14 protein-coding genes, 1 tRNA gene and 2 pseudogenes are annotated in these 16,917 nt (G+C 66.9%); 8 read left to right on the top strand and 9 right to left on the bottom strand.

The window, feature by feature from the left end:
- Positions 1–27 precede the first annotated feature (27 nt).
- The gene (locus GTW51_RS18870; protein WP_163045613.1) at positions 28–3,222 is read left to right on the top strand and encodes an ATP-binding protein; all 3,195 of its coding nucleotides are present in this window, start codon (positions 28–30) and stop codon (positions 3,220–3,222) included.
- Here the strand turns inward: GTW51_RS18870 and GTW51_RS18865 are convergent.
- The 3 genes from GTW51_RS18865 to GTW51_RS18855 form a co-directional block, all read right to left on the bottom strand.
- Positions 3,205–3,915 carry a methyltransferase domain-containing protein gene (locus GTW51_RS18865; protein ID WP_343034063.1) on the bottom strand — a complete coding sequence of 237 codons (711 nt, stop codon included), beginning with the start codon at positions 3,913–3,915 and terminating at the stop codon, positions 3,205–3,207. The genes GTW51_RS18870 and GTW51_RS18865 overlap by 18 nt on opposite strands.
- A 9-nt stretch (positions 3,916–3,924) precedes the next feature.
- The gene (locus GTW51_RS18860; RefSeq protein WP_163045612.1) at positions 3,925–4,404 is read right to left on the bottom strand and encodes a hypothetical protein; all 480 of its coding nucleotides are present in this window, start codon (positions 4,402–4,404) and stop codon (positions 3,925–3,927) included.
- A gap of 145 nt (positions 4,405–4,549) precedes the next feature.
- Positions 4,550–5,107: a hypothetical protein gene (locus GTW51_RS18855; RefSeq protein ID WP_163045611.1), complete on the bottom strand. Its 558-nt coding sequence runs from the start codon at positions 5,105–5,107 to the stop codon at positions 4,550–4,552.
- 314 nt (positions 5,108–5,421) lie between these two features.
- On the opposite strand from GTW51_RS18855, the gene GTW51_RS18850 reads away from it, so the two are divergent.
- From GTW51_RS18850 to GTW51_RS18825, 6 genes and pseudogenes are all read left to right on the top strand, one after another.
- Positions 5,422–6,465 (top strand): cysteine synthase A, encoded by a 1,044-nt coding sequence (locus tag GTW51_RS18850; protein WP_163045610.1) that lies wholly within the window; start codon positions 5,422–5,424, stop codon positions 6,463–6,465.
- 38 nt (positions 6,466–6,503) lie between these two features.
- Positions 6,504–7,207: pseudogene (locus tag GTW51_RS18845) on the top strand (alanyl-tRNA editing protein).
- Between the two features lie 117 nt (positions 7,208–7,324).
- Positions 7,325–8,170: a 3-mercaptopyruvate sulfurtransferase gene (gene sseA / locus GTW51_RS18840; protein WP_163045609.1), complete on the top strand. Its 846-nt coding sequence runs from the start codon at positions 7,325–7,327 to the stop codon at positions 8,168–8,170.
- A 4-nt stretch (positions 8,171–8,174) separates the two neighbouring features.
- Positions 8,175–8,726 (top strand): GNAT family N-acetyltransferase, encoded by a 552-nt coding sequence (locus GTW51_RS18835; protein ID WP_163045608.1) that lies wholly within the window; start codon positions 8,175–8,177, stop codon positions 8,724–8,726.
- Positions 8,723–9,661, top strand: a complete 939-nt coding sequence (locus GTW51_RS18830; RefSeq protein WP_163045607.1) for an ornithine cyclodeaminase — start codon at positions 8,723–8,725, stop codon at positions 9,659–9,661. The genes GTW51_RS18835 and GTW51_RS18830 overlap by 4 nt, the downstream gene beginning before the upstream one ends.
- Positions 9,662–9,752: 91 nt before the next feature.
- The gene (locus GTW51_RS18825; RefSeq protein WP_163045606.1) at positions 9,753–10,733 is read left to right on the top strand and encodes an alpha/beta fold hydrolase; all 981 of its coding nucleotides are present in this window, start codon (positions 9,753–9,755) and stop codon (positions 10,731–10,733) included.
- A gap of 6 nt (positions 10,734–10,739) precedes the next feature.
- On the opposite strand, the gene GTW51_RS18820 is transcribed toward GTW51_RS18825, so the two are convergent.
- The 4 genes from GTW51_RS18820 to GTW51_RS18805 form a co-directional block, all read right to left on the bottom strand.
- Entirely contained in the window at positions 10,740–11,915 is a 1,176-nt protein-coding gene (locus GTW51_RS18820) for an MFS transporter (RefSeq protein WP_343034062.1), read from the bottom strand.
- Between the two features lie 60 nt (positions 11,916–11,975).
- Positions 11,976–13,229 carry a threonine ammonia-lyase IlvA gene (gene ilvA / locus GTW51_RS18815; RefSeq protein WP_163045605.1) on the bottom strand — a complete coding sequence of 418 codons (1,254 nt, stop codon included), beginning with the start codon at positions 13,227–13,229 and terminating at the stop codon, positions 11,976–11,978.
- Positions 13,230–13,532: 303 nt separating this feature from the next.
- On the bottom strand, positions 13,533–15,275 hold the full coding sequence (gene ade / locus GTW51_RS18810; RefSeq protein WP_163045690.1) for an adenine deaminase: 1,743 nt from the start codon (positions 15,273–15,275) through the stop codon (positions 13,533–13,535).
- A gap of 200 nt (positions 15,276–15,475) precedes the next feature.
- A tRNA-Leu gene (locus GTW51_RS18805) sits at positions 15,476–15,561 on the bottom strand.
- A gap of 200 nt (positions 15,562–15,761) precedes the next feature.
- Between GTW51_RS18805 and GTW51_RS18800 the strand changes: the two genes are divergently transcribed.
- Complete coding sequence (locus GTW51_RS18800; protein WP_163045604.1) at positions 15,762–15,911, top strand: hypothetical protein; 150 nt, start codon at positions 15,762–15,764, stop codon at positions 15,909–15,911.
- Positions 15,912–16,057: 146 nt separating this feature from the next.
- Here GTW51_RS18800 and wrbA read toward each other — a convergent pair whose 3' ends face one another.
- Positions 16,058–16,657, bottom strand: a complete 600-nt coding sequence (wrbA, locus tag GTW51_RS18795; protein WP_163045603.1) for an NAD(P)H:quinone oxidoreductase — start codon at positions 16,655–16,657, stop codon at positions 16,058–16,060.
- Between the two features lie 154 nt (positions 16,658–16,811).
- Positions 16,812–16,917, bottom strand: a pseudogene (locus GTW51_RS18790) (IS5/IS1182 family transposase); the annotation flags it as partial.

The following is a 16,917-nucleotide window of genomic DNA, read 5'->3' as shown; positions in this document are numbered from 1 at the left end:
GTTACGTATCGTCAGCAGCAAGAAACCATGCGCTGCCCCAGCTGTAGCACAGAGAACCCGGCCGGCCGCACCCACTGTGAAGACTGTGGGGAGCCTGTTGTCGTCTCCTGTCCCGGCTGCGCGGCGGAGAGCCCGGCGGCGGCGGCCTTCTGCAGCGCTTGCGGGACCCGGCTTTCCGATCGGCCCCCGGCCACCGCCCTCAAGCTGACCGCGAGCGGCGAGTTCAAGCAGGCCACCATCCTCTTCGCCGACATCGTCAGTTCGACCCGGCTCTTGGCGCGGCTCGACCCGGAGCAGGCGATGGATCGCCTCAGGCCGGCGATCGCGGCGATGTGCGACGCGGTGACGCGCTTCGACGGAACGGTCGTGCAGACGATGGGCGACGGCATCTTCGCGCTGTTCGGCGCGCCGCGCGCCCAGGAAGGCCACGCTTTTCTCGCCTGCGAGGCCGCGCTGGCGCTGCAGCAAGCCTTCGCCCAACGCGAGGACGGGCTGAAGATCCGCGTCGGGCTGCATACCGGCGAAGTGGTCTTTGGCCCGCCGGGCGCCGATCCGCAGGGCCGACGGGATGCGCATGGCGTGGCCATCCACCTCGCCAGCCGGCTTCAAGCGCTGGCTGACGCAGGCGGAATCTGCATTTCCGAACAAAGCTATCGCCTCATCCGCTCGAGCTTCGTCACAGGTTCGCTTGGAGCCCGGAGGCTGGAGGGCATTCCCGAACCGGTCTCGGTGTTCCAGTTGCTGGCCCGGCGGCGCGGTCCGGCCAGCCGCGAGTTTCGCGGCGCCACCCTCACCGCCTTCTGCGGCCGGACGACCGAGATCGGCGCGCTGCGCGACACGCTTTGCGCCATCGAAAGTGGCGAGACCCGTGTTACCGGCATCGAGGGCGCGCCGGGCAGCGGCAAGAGCCGCCTCTGCTACGAATTCGCCGAATGGTGCCGCGGGCGCGGCCTGCCAGTCTACGAGGCCCGAGCGCAACCCTACGGCCACGCAACGCCATTGCAGCTGGCGCTGGATTTCCTGCGGATGATCCTGCAGGTCTCCTCGTCCGACGACCCCGAAGTGACGCGGGACCGGATTGCCGAGCGTCTGACCGAGATCGGCGCGACCTTTGAGGCCGACCGGGCGCTGCTGTTCGAATTTCTCGGCCTTGCCGACGAGCAGCAACGTTCCCTGGCCAGCCCCAAGGCTAGGCAGACGCGGCTCCTGGACATTCTGCGCGACCTCGTCCGGCAGATCGGCCGTCAGCCCTCGGTGATCATCGTCGAAGACCTCCACTGGGCCGACGCGGCGAGCGGCGAGTTTCTCGCCGCGCTGGTCGAGGCGGTGGAATCGACGCGGACCATGCTGGTCTTCAACTACCGGCCGGCTTATCGCGCGCCGTTCATGCGCACGCCGCACTATCGCTCGATGTTCCTGGCCGAGCTCAGCAACACCGAAACCGACGCGATCCTCGACACGCTGGTCGGCACCCGGCCGGAACTCAAGGATATCCACCGCCGCGTCGCCGAACGCAGCGGTGGCAACGTCTTCTTCATGGAGGAGCTGGTGCGCTCGCTGTCGGAGAACGGCACGCTGCTGGGTGCACCGGGAAGCTACACGCTCGGCTCGCCGGCCAACGACAACGCCCTGCCCTCGACCGTCCAGGACGTCATCGGCGCCCGCATCGACCGGCTCGATCCGGTCGAGCGCGCCGTGCTGCAGATCGGCGCGATGATCGGCAAGCAGTTTCCGCTCAACGTGCTGGAGAGCGTCGCCGAGGTACCGCAGGCGGACGTCCAGACGGCGCTCGACCGGTTGAGCGCAGCGGAAATGATCGAGCCGCAACAGGGCGCCGGCGGCCGCTGCTATGCCTTCCGCCATCCGCTGATCCAGGAGGTCGCCTACCGGACGCAGCTCAAGTCGCGCCGGGCCGTGCTTCACGCCGCGGTCGCGGAGGCGATGCAGAGCTATTCCGAGGGCAGGCTGGACGAGGACGCGGCCCTGATCGCCTATCACCACGAGGCGGCGGGCCACACGCTCGCGGCTGCGACATTCGGTGCGCGGGCAGCCCGCTGGGTGGGCGCGACCAGCACCGGCGAAGCGATCAAGCGCTGGCGGAAGGTCCGCACGATGCTGCTCGGGGAAATCCGCTGCCCCGAGGTCGACCAGCTGCGCATCATGGCGAGCGCCCAGATCGCGTGGCTCGGCTGGCGCGAGGGCGTGACCGTCGAGGAAGCGCGGCCCTATCTGGCGGAGGCGCTGCAGATCGCCCGCGAGACCGACGACGCGATGGTCGCGCTGCTGCTCTTCGTCGAGGCACGGCTGGCCGGAGCCAGCGGCGGCCCGGCCGACGACTATGCCGCCCAGATCGAGCAGGCGCTGGCCCTGGTGGAGCCGACCGGCGACCGCGGGCGTGCCGCGACGCTCAACGCCTCGCTCAGCCAGGCCTATGGATGGGCGGGCCTGTTCACCAAGGCGCTGGCGGCCAACGACGCCGCGCTCGAGCGCATCCCGGCCATCGAGCCCTTCGACCACCAGTTCCTCGGCTATAGTGTCGAGCACTGGGTGCTCAGCCTCAGGGGCCGTATCCTCGTCCATCTCGGACGCCCGGACGAGGCGCGGGCCTGCTTCGACCAGATGCTCGCGCTCGAGCCGGCCCTCGTCGATCCGACGGTGCTGTTCATTTCGCATCTCGGCATGATCGAGTTAGCCTGGTTCCAGCAGGACGCGTCGCTGGCTGCCGAACACGCCGCCTCCGTCGCGGCGCTCGCAGAGCGACACGGCAGTCCGTATCTGTTGGTCTTCCGCCATTACTGCAACGGGCTAGCGACCGCGATCGGTGGCGATCCAGTCGCCGCCCTGCGGGATCTGGAAAGGGCGCTCACTTCCATCGTTACGATGAAGGCCGCACGCGACCACGCGGCGGATACTCTGGCTGTCATTGCGGAGTGCCACTTCCAGGCCGGCCAGGAAGCGCAAGCACTTGCCGCTGCAGACCAGGCGATCGACGCCGCGCGGACGCTTACCGCCCGCATGCCCGAACTCCGAGCCATGCTTGTGAAGGGGGCGGCCTATCTTGCCCGCGATGGGTCCGCGCGGCTACTCGAGGCGGAGGATCTGTTCGATGAAGCCGACAGGCTCATCCAGCAGACCGGTGCGTTCGTGTTCGAACCGATGCTTGCGCAAGGTCGAGCGATGATGGATCCCCTGCGAGATTTCCCCCTATACGGTTACAAGTAGAGTGAATTCACGCATGCCATATCCTGTCACCAGTGCAACCCGCGCCTGGAGTTCAGTTTCGCAGTAGGTCGTCCATCGCTCCGGGCTGGTACTGTAGAGACCCGGCTTCGCCTCAGCCGAAGCGGGCCGCGCCGCGACGAAGTTGACCGCAAAGCCGATCCGGCTGGTCGCCCGCAGATTGTCGAGGACGGAAGCCACATAGGCCTCCCAGCGGTCCCGCGGCGCATCCAGCGCAACGTTGAAGATGCCGCTGGCGAACGAATAGTCCGCGACACGCGGGCAATCGCCGCCCGTTGCAAAGGCGATCGCGGGCTGGCCGCGCCACAGGCGTTTCGCCTGCGCGATCATCGCCGCCGACAGGTCGACGCCGAGATAATCGAGCGCGATGTCGGGATGGCGCCAGCCCAGATAGGCCAGCAGCGCGCCGTAGCCGCAGCCAAGGTCGTTGAGGACAAGCTTCTTCGAGGTAGAGAGATCACAGAGCTTGAGCAGCTGCACGAACCGCATTTCCTGGGTCGGCACGCAACTCCAGTCGACCCCCAGGGGTGTGGGACCAAAGCGGGCGAGTCGACGCGAATAATAGGCATCCACCGTCTCGCGAAGATCGGCGAACGCGTCTTCGCCTCCAGCGCCCGGTCCGGCGTGCGGTGGCAGGCCCTGCCCGCCACCGGGTTCGATTGTCGTGCCGTCCACCGGATCGGCCTAGGCTGATCGCGGCTTCATGGGCAGCGAGATGATCAGGTAGTCGGCCTCGATGAAGAACCCCTTCACCGGGCCCTTCTCGATCAGGACGCGCTTCTGGCCCTCGACGCGGGAATCATGTGCCTTGAAGTAGACCGGCAACGGTTTGCTGGAGGCAAGGTTCTCGACCAGCGAGGACACGATCGCCTCGTCGCCGTTCATGCCGTCGATACTCGACTCGTAGGAGTTGAGGTCCGCCAGCATCCGGTACCAGCGGTTCTTCGACCGGGCGTTCCAGAAACCGCCGAGATTCATGATCGCAGCGCTTTTCTGGAAGCTGCGACCCTTCTGGAAGATCGCAAATTCCTGTTGCAGCGCGACCATCTCCTCGATCCCGCCAAACTCTTCCGGAGCGCCACTCTGCGGCGGCGCGAAGCGAATATTCAGCAACTCGAAGAGGTTGTTGATGTAGACATCATCCTCTCCCATGATTTTACCCATCGACTGGCTCTTTCACTCAGTTGAAATCGAAAGTTTAGCGAGATGGCCGCCGTAAGCGGACGGTCATGATTATCAGTTGATTCAGGGGAAGACGGCGAAGGGTCTTTTACTGCAGGCGCCGTGCGACCTTCGCCGTCTTGGATGGCTATGCGCCCAAGGAAACGCCTTCGGGGCGCAGCTCCCCGGAAGAGACGAAAGACGTGCTTGTCTCGACGTCTGCGCGGGCGGAGTTTCGCGGCCGCATGGGAAGCGAGATCGTCAGGTAGGGAATGTCGATGAAGAAGCCGGCGATCGGGCCACTCTCGACGATGACACGCCGCATTCCTTCTACCCGGGAATCATGTGCCTTGAAGTAGACTGGCAGGGGCGCCCTGGAGGCGAGGTTTCTTATCAGCGAAGCGACGATCGCTTCATCGCCGTTCACGCCCTCGATATTCGACTCGTAGGAGTTCAGGTCGGCGAGAACGCGATACCAGCGGTTCCTCGCGCGGGTGTTCCAGAAGCCGCCCAAATTCATGATGGCGGCACTGTCGCGCAGGCTCCGCCCTTCCCTGAAGATTGCGAACTGCTTCTGCAGAGCGACCATCTCCTCGATCCCGCCGAAATCGTCATCTCCGTGACCCTGCGGCGGCGCAAAACGAAGATTCAGCAGTTCGAAGAGGTTATTGATGTAGACATCATCCTCTCCCATGATTCTTCCCATCGGACACCTACCTTCCTGTGGTTGGATAGACCAAGTTTGGAGAACGAAGACTATCTACCATGACGCAGGGGCATATTAAAGACTGTCGCGCGATTTTTGTTACGAGCGGGCGATGTACTCTTTCTTCGCCGAGTGGTCGCCATGCTCGGACACCGCTGCGCGCGCCGGCCGCGTTTCGCGCGCCGACGCACCGTCGTCGAGACCACCTTCTCCGCCCGGGACGCGCTGTCGACGGTTCGTCGGCTTGCCTCGCCCCGCGCCCGACCATAGGTTCGCGGCAGCGTTCCTTGCCCCCACGATCTCCGAGTCCCCCCATGCCCCGATACAACTCTGTCCTCGACGCCATTGGCAACACGCCGCTGATCCGGCTCAAGCGTGCGTCGGAGGAGACCGGCTGCGAGATCTACGGCAAGGCCGAGTTCCTCAATCCCGGCCAGTCGGTGAAGGACCGCGCCGGGCTCGCGATCATCCGCGACGCGGAGGACAAGGGCCTGCTCGACCCGGGCGCGATCATCGTGGAAGGCACGGCGGGCAATACCGGCATCGGCCTGGCGCTGGTCGCCAATGCGCTCGGCTACCGCACGGTCATCGTCATTCCGGAAACCCAGAGCGAGGAAAAGAAGGATGCGCTCAGGCTGATGGGCGCCGAGCTGATCGAGGTGCCGGCGGTCCCCTACAGGAACCCCAACAACTACGTGAAGCTGTCGGGGCGTCTCGCCGAGCAGCTGGCCCGGACCCATCCGCAGGGCGCCATCTGGGCGAACCAGTTCGACAACGTCGCCAATCGCGACGCGCATGTGGTCACCACCGCCGAGGAGATCTGGCACCAGACCGCCGGCGAGGTGGACGGCTTCATCTGCGCCGTCGGCACCGGCGGCACGCTGGCCGGCACGTCGATCGGGCTGAAGCGCCGTTCCGGCCGGATCAAGATCGGCATCGCCGACCCCATGGGCGCCTCGCTCTACAACTATTACGCCCACGGCGAGCTGAAGGCCGAAGGCTCGTCGATCACCGAGGGCATCGGCCAGGGCCGCGTCACCGCCAATCTCGAGGGCTTCACCCCGGATTTCGCCTATCAGATCCCGGACGAGGAAGCGCTGCGGATCGTCTTCGCGCTGGTCCACGAGGAGGGCCTCTGCCTCGGCGGCTCGTCCGGCATCAACATCGCCGGCGCGATCCGCATGGCCCGCGAGATGGGACCCGGCCACACGATCGTGACGATCCTCTGCGACTACGGCAACCGCTACCAGTCGAAGCTGTTCAACCCGGCGTTCCTGAAGGAAAAGGGTCTGCCGACCCCGGACTGGATCGAGGCGAAGCCGGCTGAGTTCGACATCCCCTACGAGAGCGTGTCGTGACCGAGCGCGTCTACCAGGAGGATTCCTACCTTTCGACGATGGAGGCCCGGCTCGAGCGGATCGAGCCGGCGGCCGAGGGGGGCCTTGCCGGCCTGGTCTTTCCCAGCACCAATTTCTTCGCCGCCGGCGGCGGCCAGCCGGGCGACAGCGGCTTCGTCGAGACCGAGGACGGGCGCCAGATCCGGGTCGTCGACACGGTCTATGCGCCGGACAAGGCGACGGTGCTGATGCTGGCGGAGGCCGGCGCCGTCCTGCCCGAGCCCGGCGCGACGCTGGTGCTGCATGTCGACTGGCAGCGCCGCTACAGGCTGATGCGGATGCACACGGCCTGTCACCTCCTCAGCGTCGTCTGCCCGTTCCCGATCACCGGTGCCGCCGTCGGCGAGGAGGAGAGCCGCGTCGATTTCGACATTCCGGACGCCTCCGCCGACAAGGCCGAGATCACCGCCAAGATGATGCAGCTGGTGAGCGAGAACCACCCGATCTTCACGCGCTGGATCACCGATGCCGAGCTCGATGCCAATCCCGGCCTGGTGAAGTCGGCCAATGTCCGCCCGCCGCGCGGCACGGGCGGATCCGGCTGGTCTGCATCGGGGAGGACGGTGCGGTCGACACCCAGCCCTGCGGCGGCACGCATGTGCAGGAGACCGGCGAGGTTGGCGAAATCCACATCGGCAAGATCGAGAAGAAGGGCAAGATCAACCGCCGCTTCCGGATCCGCTTCGGCCCGCTCCCGGCTTGAGATTTCGCCAGAACGATATGCCCGCCTTGCCTTTCGCTCCCGCCCTGTCCGGGACTATGCTGACGTGCTGCGCCGGCTGTAGCCGACGCAGCGGCGCACAGATACGAGACCATCGCCATGACCCAGAACCCCTTCCTGATCAGCCCCGAGCAGCTCGCCGAGACCCTCGGCCGACCCGGCATCGCCGTGGTCGACGCCTCGTGGTATCTGCCGGCGCAGAACCGCTTTGCCCGCGCCGAATATGACACGGGCCACATTCCGGGCGCGGTGTTCTTCGACCAGGATGCGGTGGTGGATCCCGCCTCCAGCCTGCCGCACGCGTTGCCGAAGGAGACGGTGTTCGCGGAAGCCGCCGGGCAGATGGGCATTTCCGACACCGACACGATCGTCGTCTATGACGGCATGGGCCTGTTCTCGGCGCCGCGGGTCTGGTGGCTGTTCCGGGTGTTCGGTGCGGAGGACGTGCGCCTCCTCGACGGCGGCTTCCCTGCCTGGCAGGCGGCCGGCCTGCCGGTCGAGACCGAAACGCCCTCGCCCACCCCGGCCGTCTTCGACGCGCACCTCGACCGCGACGCCGTCGCCTCGCTGGACGAGATGAAGGACTGGGTCGAGATGGGCGGGCGGCAGATCGCCGACGCCCGTCCCGCCGACCGCTTTGCCGGCGAAGCAACGGAACCCCGCGCCGGCGTCCGCGCCGGCCACATGCCGGGCGCCGCCAGCGTGCCGATCGGCCTCGTCACCGAGGGCGGCAGGCTGAAGTCGCCGGAGGCGCTGCGCGAGACCTTCGCGGCGGCCGGCGTCGATCCGGACGCACCGGTGGTGACGAGCTGCGGCTCCGGCGTCACCGCCGCGGTGCTAAGCCTGGCGCTCGCCAGCCTCGGCAATGCCGACGTCAAGCTCTATGACGGCTCGTGGACCGAATGGGGCTCGGCCACCGACACTCCCGTCGAAACCGGGCGCTGAACCGATGGCGCTCCTCACCACCACCGTCACCAGCCTGCAGATAAGCACCCGGCCGCAGCAGATGGTTCCGCCGCCGGCCTTGCCTGAGCCGGTCGTCGTCGAGGAAGTGCCGCTGATGCCGCTACCCCGCTACCGCGCGCTCTACCGCGCCGTCGGCGAGGCGCATCACTGGACCTCGCGGCTGCTGTCGGACGAGGCTCTGCGCCGGGAGATCCACGGGCCGGCCATCCGGATCTTCGTCGCCACGAGCGGCGCGGCGACAATCGGCTGGTTCGAGATCGAGACGCGGCCGGCGATCGGCGAGGCGCGCATCGTGCATCTCGGCGTGATGCCGGAATTCCGCGGCCGCGGGCTCGCCGGCTTCCTGCTGTCGCAGGCGATCCAGGCCGGGTTTTCCGAGGGCATCAGCTGCGTCTCGATTGAGACCAACACGCTCGACCATCCGGCCGCGCTGCCGCTCTACCTGAAGCACGGCTTCCAGCCCTTTGCCACCCGCCAGGTACAGACGCCGGCGATCAACCCGGCGCCTGCCCGCGCGTCGGAAACCACGCCGTGAGAGTGATCTCCTTTGCGGATGCCGACGGGCTTTTGTCCTGGACGATGGTCGCCGACGCGATCGCCGCGGGCCATCGCCTGCCGGCGCCGCAAATCGGCGACATGCTGCTATCGAGCGATGGCCGGAGCCTGTTGAACCGGGCAGCCTGGATTCCCGGCCTCGGCATCGCGCTGAAGTCGGTCACCGTCTATCCCGAGAACCCCCGCTGCGATCCGCCGCTGCCGACCGTGCAAGGCAGCGTCCTGGTGTTCGACGAGGCGAGCGGCGCGCCGGTGGCGCTGGTCGACGGCATCCTCGTCACCAAGTGGAAGACGGCCGGCGATTCCGTTCTCGGCGCGCGCCTGCTCGCCCGGCCGGATTCTTGCAGGCTGCTGATCTGCGGCGCGGGCACGCTGGCGCGCTCGCTGGTCGAGGCCTACCGGGAGGTGTTTCCGCAGCTGGAAGAGATCCGCATCTGGAACCGCACGCCGGAAAAGGCGGCGCAGCTGGCTGCCGATTGCCAGGCGCCGGGCGTCACTGTCCGTGCCGTCACCGACCTTGCCGCCACCGTGGCCGAGTCGGACATCGTGTCGACCGCGACGATGGCGGTGGCGCCATTCCTCAAGGGCGAGTGGCTCCGGCCCGGCACCCATGTCGACCTCATCGGCGCCTACCGGCCGGACATGCGGGAGGCGGACGACGCGGTGCTGACGCGCGGCGAACTGTTCGTCGATTCCCGCCGCACCACGATCGGCCATATCGGCGAGATCGAGATTCCGCTTAAGCAGGGCGTAATTGACGCCAGCGACATTCGCGGCGACCTCGCCGAGCTGGTGGCAGGCACCGCCGGTCGCAGCGGCCCGGCGGCGATCACGGTGTTCAAGAACGGGGGCGGCGCCCATCTCGACCTGATGGTCGCCGACCTCATCCGCCGCACCGTCACGGCCCAAGGCTGAGCCGCCAAGGCCGAGGACGCGATGGCGGTTTCGCCAACGCGCGAGACGCGATAGAGCTTCTGGCCTTCCGCCGCCAACCGGACGGGTACCCGTGATCCTACGCATAGTCCTCGCTGTCGTCTTTCTCCTCGCCCTCGCCGTCGCGGCCGTCTGGTTTGCCGGACCGCGCGAGCCAGCCGACCTGACCGCGACCTTCGATCCAACCGCCATCGGCAACGACCCCGAAGCCTATCTCGCCCGCAGCGAGGCGGACGTGCCGAATTTGCGGCCGAATGCGCAGAAGGAGATCGTCTGGGCGTTTCCGGCATCGAAGGCCCGCACGCCCTTGGCGATGGTCTATGTCCATGGCTTCTCGGCAGCCAAGGGCGAGACGCGCCCGCTCGCCGATGACGTCGCGCGGGCGCTTGGCGCCAACCTCTTCTACACCCGCCTTGCCGGCCACGGCCGCGATGGCGCCGCCATGGAACAGGCGAGCGTCAACGACTGGATCAACGACCTCGCCGAGGCGGTCGCCATCGGCCGGACGATCGGCAACCGCGTCGTCGTCATCGCGACCTCCACCGGCGCGACGCTCGCCGCGACCGGCGCGGCGCATGGCGGCTTCATGCAGCACGTCGCCGGGCTGGTGCTGATCTCGCCGAATTTCGGCCTGCTCGACCGCTGGTCCTTCGCGCTCGACCTGCCCTTTGTCCGCGAGATCCTGCCGCTCTTCGGCGGCGACACCTACAGCTTCGAGCCGAGCAGCCCGGCACAAGCCGAGAACTGGACGACGCGCTATCCGATCGGCGCGCTCGCCCCGATGGGCGCGCTGGTCCGTGCAGCACGGGCCGCCGATTTCCAGGCCGTGCTGACGCCGCTGCTGGTGCTCTATTCGAAGCGTGACGCCATCGTCGACCCGGTCGCCACCGAGGCCGTCGTCGCGGAATGGTCCGGCCCGGTAGAGGCGGTGGAGATCACCGGCAGCGGCGACCCGGCGAACCACGTGCTCGCCGGCGACATTCTCTCGCCGCAGACGACGGCGGACGTCGCGGCGCGGATCACCGCGTGGATCGAGGCCCTGCCAACCGGCTGAACCGGCCTATCGCGTCCTTAGGTCACGGCTGAAGGCGTAGGCCGCGAGACCTGCGGCGAGCAGCAGCGCGTAGAACCCGAAAAGGATGGTGTAGGCGCCATCCGGCGAGGTGCCGCCCGTGGCGGTGGCGAAGACGCCGCCCGACAGGAACTGGATGATACCGGCGCCGCCGATCGAGAAGAAGTTCATCAAGGTGACACCGCGGCCGACGAGATGGGCCGGCACCATCGCTCTTGCATGCGCCATGATCAGCGCATAGCCGGCGCCGAAGAATGTCACCGCGGTCATCAGGATGATGGCGATGGTTGGCGAGCCGCCGCCCGCCGCGGCAAGGCCGGCAAGGCTGATCGCGGTGAGCGCGATGCCGACGAACGGCACCCATTTGCGCGTGTTGAACAGGACGTCGAGCGGCCCGTAGCTGATCGTGCCGAGGATCAGGGCAATGGCCATGACGAAGGTCGCCCCGCCGATCGCCTCGATGTCGTAGCCGTGGATTTCGGCGAGGAACGGACCGGCCCAGAGCCCACGCAGATTGGCGGCCGGCGCGTAGGCGACGATGGCGATGGCCATCAGCGGCCAGAGCTGGCGCATTTTCAGCAAGGTGAGCAACGAGCCGCTGCCCTTCGGCGCCTTGGCAGTCGGCGGATCACGCACCCAGACCGCCACGGTCACCGCCGCGACCAGCGTGACGCATGCGAGCCCCGCCATCACGGCGCGCCAGCCGAACGCCTCCGTGGCGAGGGCCAATGGGGCTGATCCGAGGACGCCGCCCGAGAGGCCGAACGCCACGATCCAAGAGGCGAACATGGCGAAGCGCTGCGGCGGAAACTGCCGCGCCAGAAGGTAGAACGCCGCCATCAGCACGGCCGAGCAGCCGACGCCAATCAGGCCCATCGCCGCGATGATGGCTGCGGGTCCCTCGGCGATCGAGAACAGCGCCGCGCCGGCGACGGCGGCCAGCAGCACCAGCGACGCTGTGCGACGCGGTCCGTAGTGGTCGAGGGCCCAGCCGACAGGAAACTGCATCAGCGCAAAGGCGATGAACCAGACACCCGATGCCGTCGCCAGCACCGCCTCGCCGACCCCGAGATCGGCCACCAGCACCGGTGCTAGCACGGCCAGAAACGACCGGAAGAACTGCGACAGCACGTAGGTGACGGCGAGAATGGCGATGCCGCTCACGATCCCGCCACCCGTTCCGGCACCGACCCGCCCTGCCCGATGGTCATTCGCCGCGTCCGGTCAGATCAGCAGATCCGCCAGGATCTGGTTGTCGGTGATGTCCTGGTAGCTGACACCGGCTTCGTCGAAACGCCCCAGCAGGCCGGCAAAATTGGCGGCATTCTTTGTCTCGATGCCGATCAGGATCGACGCGAAGTCGCGGGCCGACTTCTTCAGATATTCGAAGCGGGCGATGTCGTCGTCCGGGCCGAGATAATCGAGGAAGTCCTTCAGCGCGCCGGGGCGCTGGGCGAGCCGCAGGATGAAGTATTTCTTCAGCCCTTCGTAACGCAGCGCCCGCTCCTTGACGTCGGGCAGGCGCTCGAAATCGAAATTGCCGCCCGAGACGACCAGGACGACGGTCTTGCCGCGCACGCTCTCGCCGAGGTCGCGCAGCGCGTCGATCGCCAGCGCGCCGGCGGGCTCGAGCACGATCCCCTCGACATTCAGCATCTCCAGCATGGTCTTGCAAAGCCGGCCTTCCGGCGAGAGCAATACGGCGTCCGGCGGAAAGCCCGACAGCGTCGCGTAGGGCAGCGCGCCGATCTCGGCGACGGCGGCGCCGTCGACGAAGCCGTCGAGCTGCGGCAGCCGCACGCGCTCACCACTGACCAGGCTGGTGCGCAGGCTGGGCGCACCCAGCGGTTCGACGAAGCGGAAATCCGGCCGGGCATCGCCCTCGAAATAGCGCACCAGACCGGATGCCAGCCCGCCGCCGCCGACCGGCAGCACCAGCATGTCGGCGATCTCGCCATCCAGCTGCTCGACGATCTCGAGACCGACGCTGGCCTGGCCCTCGACGATGTCCTCATGGTCGAAGGGCGGCACCATGGCGGCGCCCGTCTCAGCCGAGTAGGTCCTCGCCGCGGCGTAACAATCGTCGAAGAAATCCCCGACGAGCTCGATCTCGACGGCATCGCCGCCGAACACCCTTGTCTTGTCGATCTTCTGCTGCGGCGTCGTCACCGGCATGAAGATGCGACCGTTCAGGCCGAAATGCCGGCAGGCGAAGGCGAAACCCTGGGCGTGGTTGCCGGCCGAGGCGCAGCAGAAACGGCCGGTGGCCGTGCCCTCGGCGATGCGCTTGCGCATGAAGTTGAAGGCGCCGCGGATCTTGTAGGAGCGGACCGGTGTCAGGTCCTCCCGCTTGAGATAGATACGGGCGCCATAGCGCGCCGACAAATGCTCGTTCAGTTGCAGCGGCGTCGGCGGAAACAGCGCGCGCAAGGCCTGTTCCGCGGTGGCGACGCGGCTGCGAAATTCTGACTGGGACATGGACTGATACTTTGACAACGGTGGCCGGCCGCGATGCGGCTGCCTGGAAACTCAACGCCGGCTGAGCGGCGACAGGAAGCGGCGGCCCTGACGGGACGCCGCAGGCCGGACGCGTCTAGCCGAGGGAACGCTGCGGGGCAGCGAACGCGGCACACGCGCCGGCGCCGATAATCGAGGCGGCAACTCCACCGATCGATGTCGTCATAGCCATCGCACGCCCCTTTCTTTGCTCGTTTGCCGTCGTTGCACCGGCAGCCATCGGCCATCGTCGGCGTTTTGTAAAGTCGCGACCATGGTCTTGGGTCAGACGAAGAGATCGACGAGTTCGAAGCGGTCGACGTCGACGATGCCCTTGTCGGAGATCCTGAGGCTCGGGATCACCGCCAGCGCCAGCAGCGAGTGCTGCATGTAGGCGTTGTTGAGCGTACACCCGGCTTCCCGCATCGCGGCGATTAGACCGTCGGCCTTGGCGGCGACGATCTCGGCGCGTTCGTTCGACATCAGGCCGGCAATCGGCATCTCGATCAGCGCCCGTTCCTCGCCATCGGCGAAGAACACCACCCCGCCGCCGACTTCGCCGAGCCGGTTGGCGGCGAGCGCCATGTCTTCGTCCGACGTGCCGACGACGATCATGTGGTGGCAGTCATGCGCCACCGTCGAGGCCATGGCGCAGCGTCCGCGATAGCCGAATCCCGAGACGAAGCCGTTGACGACGTTGCCGGAGCCGCGATGCCGCTCGACCAGCGCGATGCGGCAGATGTCATGAGCGGGATCCGCCATGGCGACGCCGTCAGCAACGGGGACGTGGGCCGTCAGCGCCCGCGTCGGCGCCTGGTTCTCGACCACGCCGATAACGCGTGCCGGAACCGACACACCGGCACCCGCCGGTGCCCTGACTTGGAAGTCGGCTGCCTTCAGGGCCTTGCCCAGCCGCACCGTGTCGGTGGCGCTTGCCGGATAGGCGTAGGACGGCATGTCGGCTTCCAGCCGGCCCGCCGAGGCCAGCCGGATGCCGCGGCCATAGACTTCGTCGATTTTCAGCTCGGCGAGATCGGAGACGATCAGAAAGTCGGCGCGGCGGCCCGGTGTCACAGACCCGATCTCGCGCTCCAGCTTGAAATGCTCGGCGGTGTTGATCGTCGCCATCTGGATCGCGGTGATCGGCTTCAGCCCCCGGCCGATGGCGTGGCGCACCGCCCGGTCCATATGGCCGTCGCGCACCAGCGTGCCGGAATGGCAGTCGTCGGTGCACAAGATGAAATGGCGCGAGTCGAGGCCGAGCTCGGTGATGGCGCGAACCTGTGTCGCGACGTCGTACCAGGCCGAGCCCAGCCGCAGCATCGCCTTCATGCCCTGGCGCACGCGCGCTACCGCATCCTCCATGCGGGTGCCCTCGTGGTCGTCCTCGGGCCCGCCCGCGACATAGCCGTGGAAGGCGCGGCCCAGATCGGGCGAGGCGTAGTGGCCGCCGACGGTGCGGCCGGCGCGCCGCGTCGCGGCGATCTCGCCGACCATCGTCGGATCATTGGCCGCGACGCCCGGAAAGTTCATCACCTCGCCGAGTCCGATGATCCCCGGCCAGCCCATCGCTTCGGCGACGTCGTCCGGGCCGAGCACGGCCCCACCCTCCTCCAGCCCCGGCGCCGACGGCACGCAAGACGGTATCTGCACCCAGACGTTCACCGGCTGCGCCAGCGCCTCGTCATGCATGAGCCGGACGCCGGGCAGGCCGAGAACGTTGGCGATCTCGTGCGGATCGATGAACATCGAGGTCGTGCCATGCGGGATGACTGCGCGGCAGAACTCGGTGACGGTCACCATGCCGCTCTCGACATGCATGTGCGCGTCGCAGAGGCCGGGGACGACGTAGCGCCCGGCAGCGTCGACCACCTTGGTCCCCTCGCCGATTGCGTGGGACGCGTCCGGCCCGCAATAGGCGAAACGGCCGGAAACCACGGCGATGTCGGTGGCGGGAATGATTTCGCCGGAGTGCACGTTCACCCAACGGGCGTTGCGGACGACGAGATCGGCCGGGCCGCGGCCCATGGCGACGTCTACCAGGCTCGATGCCACTACCTCGAAGGGTGGAAAAGGATCAGCCACTGTTTCGCCTCCATTCGCGCCTGCCGATCCGATCAAGCTTTCGTGACCGCGCGCCAAGGTTGTGTTCCGCTTGGCGTTACCACGTCGTCGGCGGTGTCGTCACTGAACAGATTAATCCGACGTCCTGCAAATCCGGCGTTGGCTGGTGCGGGCGGCGGGACTCGAACCCGCACGGGACGAAGCCCGAGGGATTTTAAGTCCCTTGCGTCTACCATTTCGCCACGCCCGCGCACTGCGGCAAGTCATCCGAGCCGGCCGTTGCTGTCAAGTTGCGTGGGCTTGCGGCAACAGGACGCAAAGAATCCGATGGCGAAATACGGCGAAAATGCGTAGGGTCAAGTTCAGCAAGAAGCCGACAAGGCCAAGGCAGGGGGCGGGAAAATGGCAGGCAGTTTCAGCCGTCACGACGGACCTCACTCGAACGAGGACATGTCCAACGCAGACATGTCCGAGGTCGGCGGCATGGACCTTCTCGCGCGGCTCCGTAAGCAGAACTTTGCCCTCGAGCGGCTGCGCAACGCGCTGGATTTCGAGGACGATGTCGCCGGCCCGCTGCAGCGCGAGCCGCTGCCGGTGTGAGGCGTCCCACGCGGCTCCAGGTCCGAGGCGAGACTCCATCGAACCTTGCCATGAGCGCCTTCAGTTCATCAGCATCTTGCAAGCGGCCCGTCGGGCCGCTCACGTTTGTGAAGCTGCTTATTCGGCCGCCTTCGGCGACCGACCGGTCAGGCCGTGAGCTTACCGGCAATCTCGGCGATGTGCTTGCCCTGGAAGCGCGCGCCGTCGAGCTCGATGGCACTCGGCATGCGCGAGCCGTCGCCCTTGGCCATGGTCGTCGCGCCGTAGGGTGAGCCGCCGACGATCTCGTCCATGTTCATCTGCCCGGCGAAGGAATAGGGCAGGCCGACGACCATCAGCCCGTGATGCAGCAGCGTCTTGTGCGCCGAGATAAGCGTCGTCTCGTTGCCGCCATGCTGCGATGCCGAGGACGAGAAGGCGCCGCCGACCTTGCCGATCAAAGCGCCGGTCGCCCACAGCGGACCGGTGCGATCCCAGAAGGACTGCATCTGCGACGCCATGTTGCCGAAGCGGGTGGGCACGCCGATGATGATCGCATCATAGTTTGGCAGTTCCATCGGATCGCAGACAGGATAGGGATGGTCGGTCTTGAAATGGGCGGCCTCGACGACCTCCTGCGGCGCCGTTTCCGGGACCCGCTTGATGTCGACGCTCCCGCCGGCGCTCTCGGCGCCCTCGGCCACGGCTTTCGCCATCGCCTCGATATGACCGTAGCTCGAATAATAGAGAACGAGAATCTTCGCCATGAAGCACTATCCCTTGTCGTGAAAATTCAATTGGCCGGCCGTTCGGCCGCCCCTGGATGCATATCGTACTTCGCCGTCGATTTGTCTGGCGCCCTTCGGTGACGAACCGTCACTGGCGGCGAAACGATATCTGAGAGCCCGATTCGAAAGTTGGTCAATGATATGAGGGTCTTGCGATCCTCCGGGTTAGCATGCGGATGGAAGCGATATTGGCCCATGCGGTTGTGCTTTCGATGGATTTCTCCCAGTCCTTAGCCAGT

It is taken from the genome of Aurantimonas aggregata (genome assembly GCF_010500835.1).
GTDB classification, from domain to species: Bacteria; Pseudomonadota; Alphaproteobacteria; order Rhizobiales; family Rhizobiaceae; genus Aurantimonas; species Aurantimonas aggregata.
Note: the sequence above shows the minus strand (reverse complement) of the source record. Positions and strands in the feature narration are given on the sequence as shown.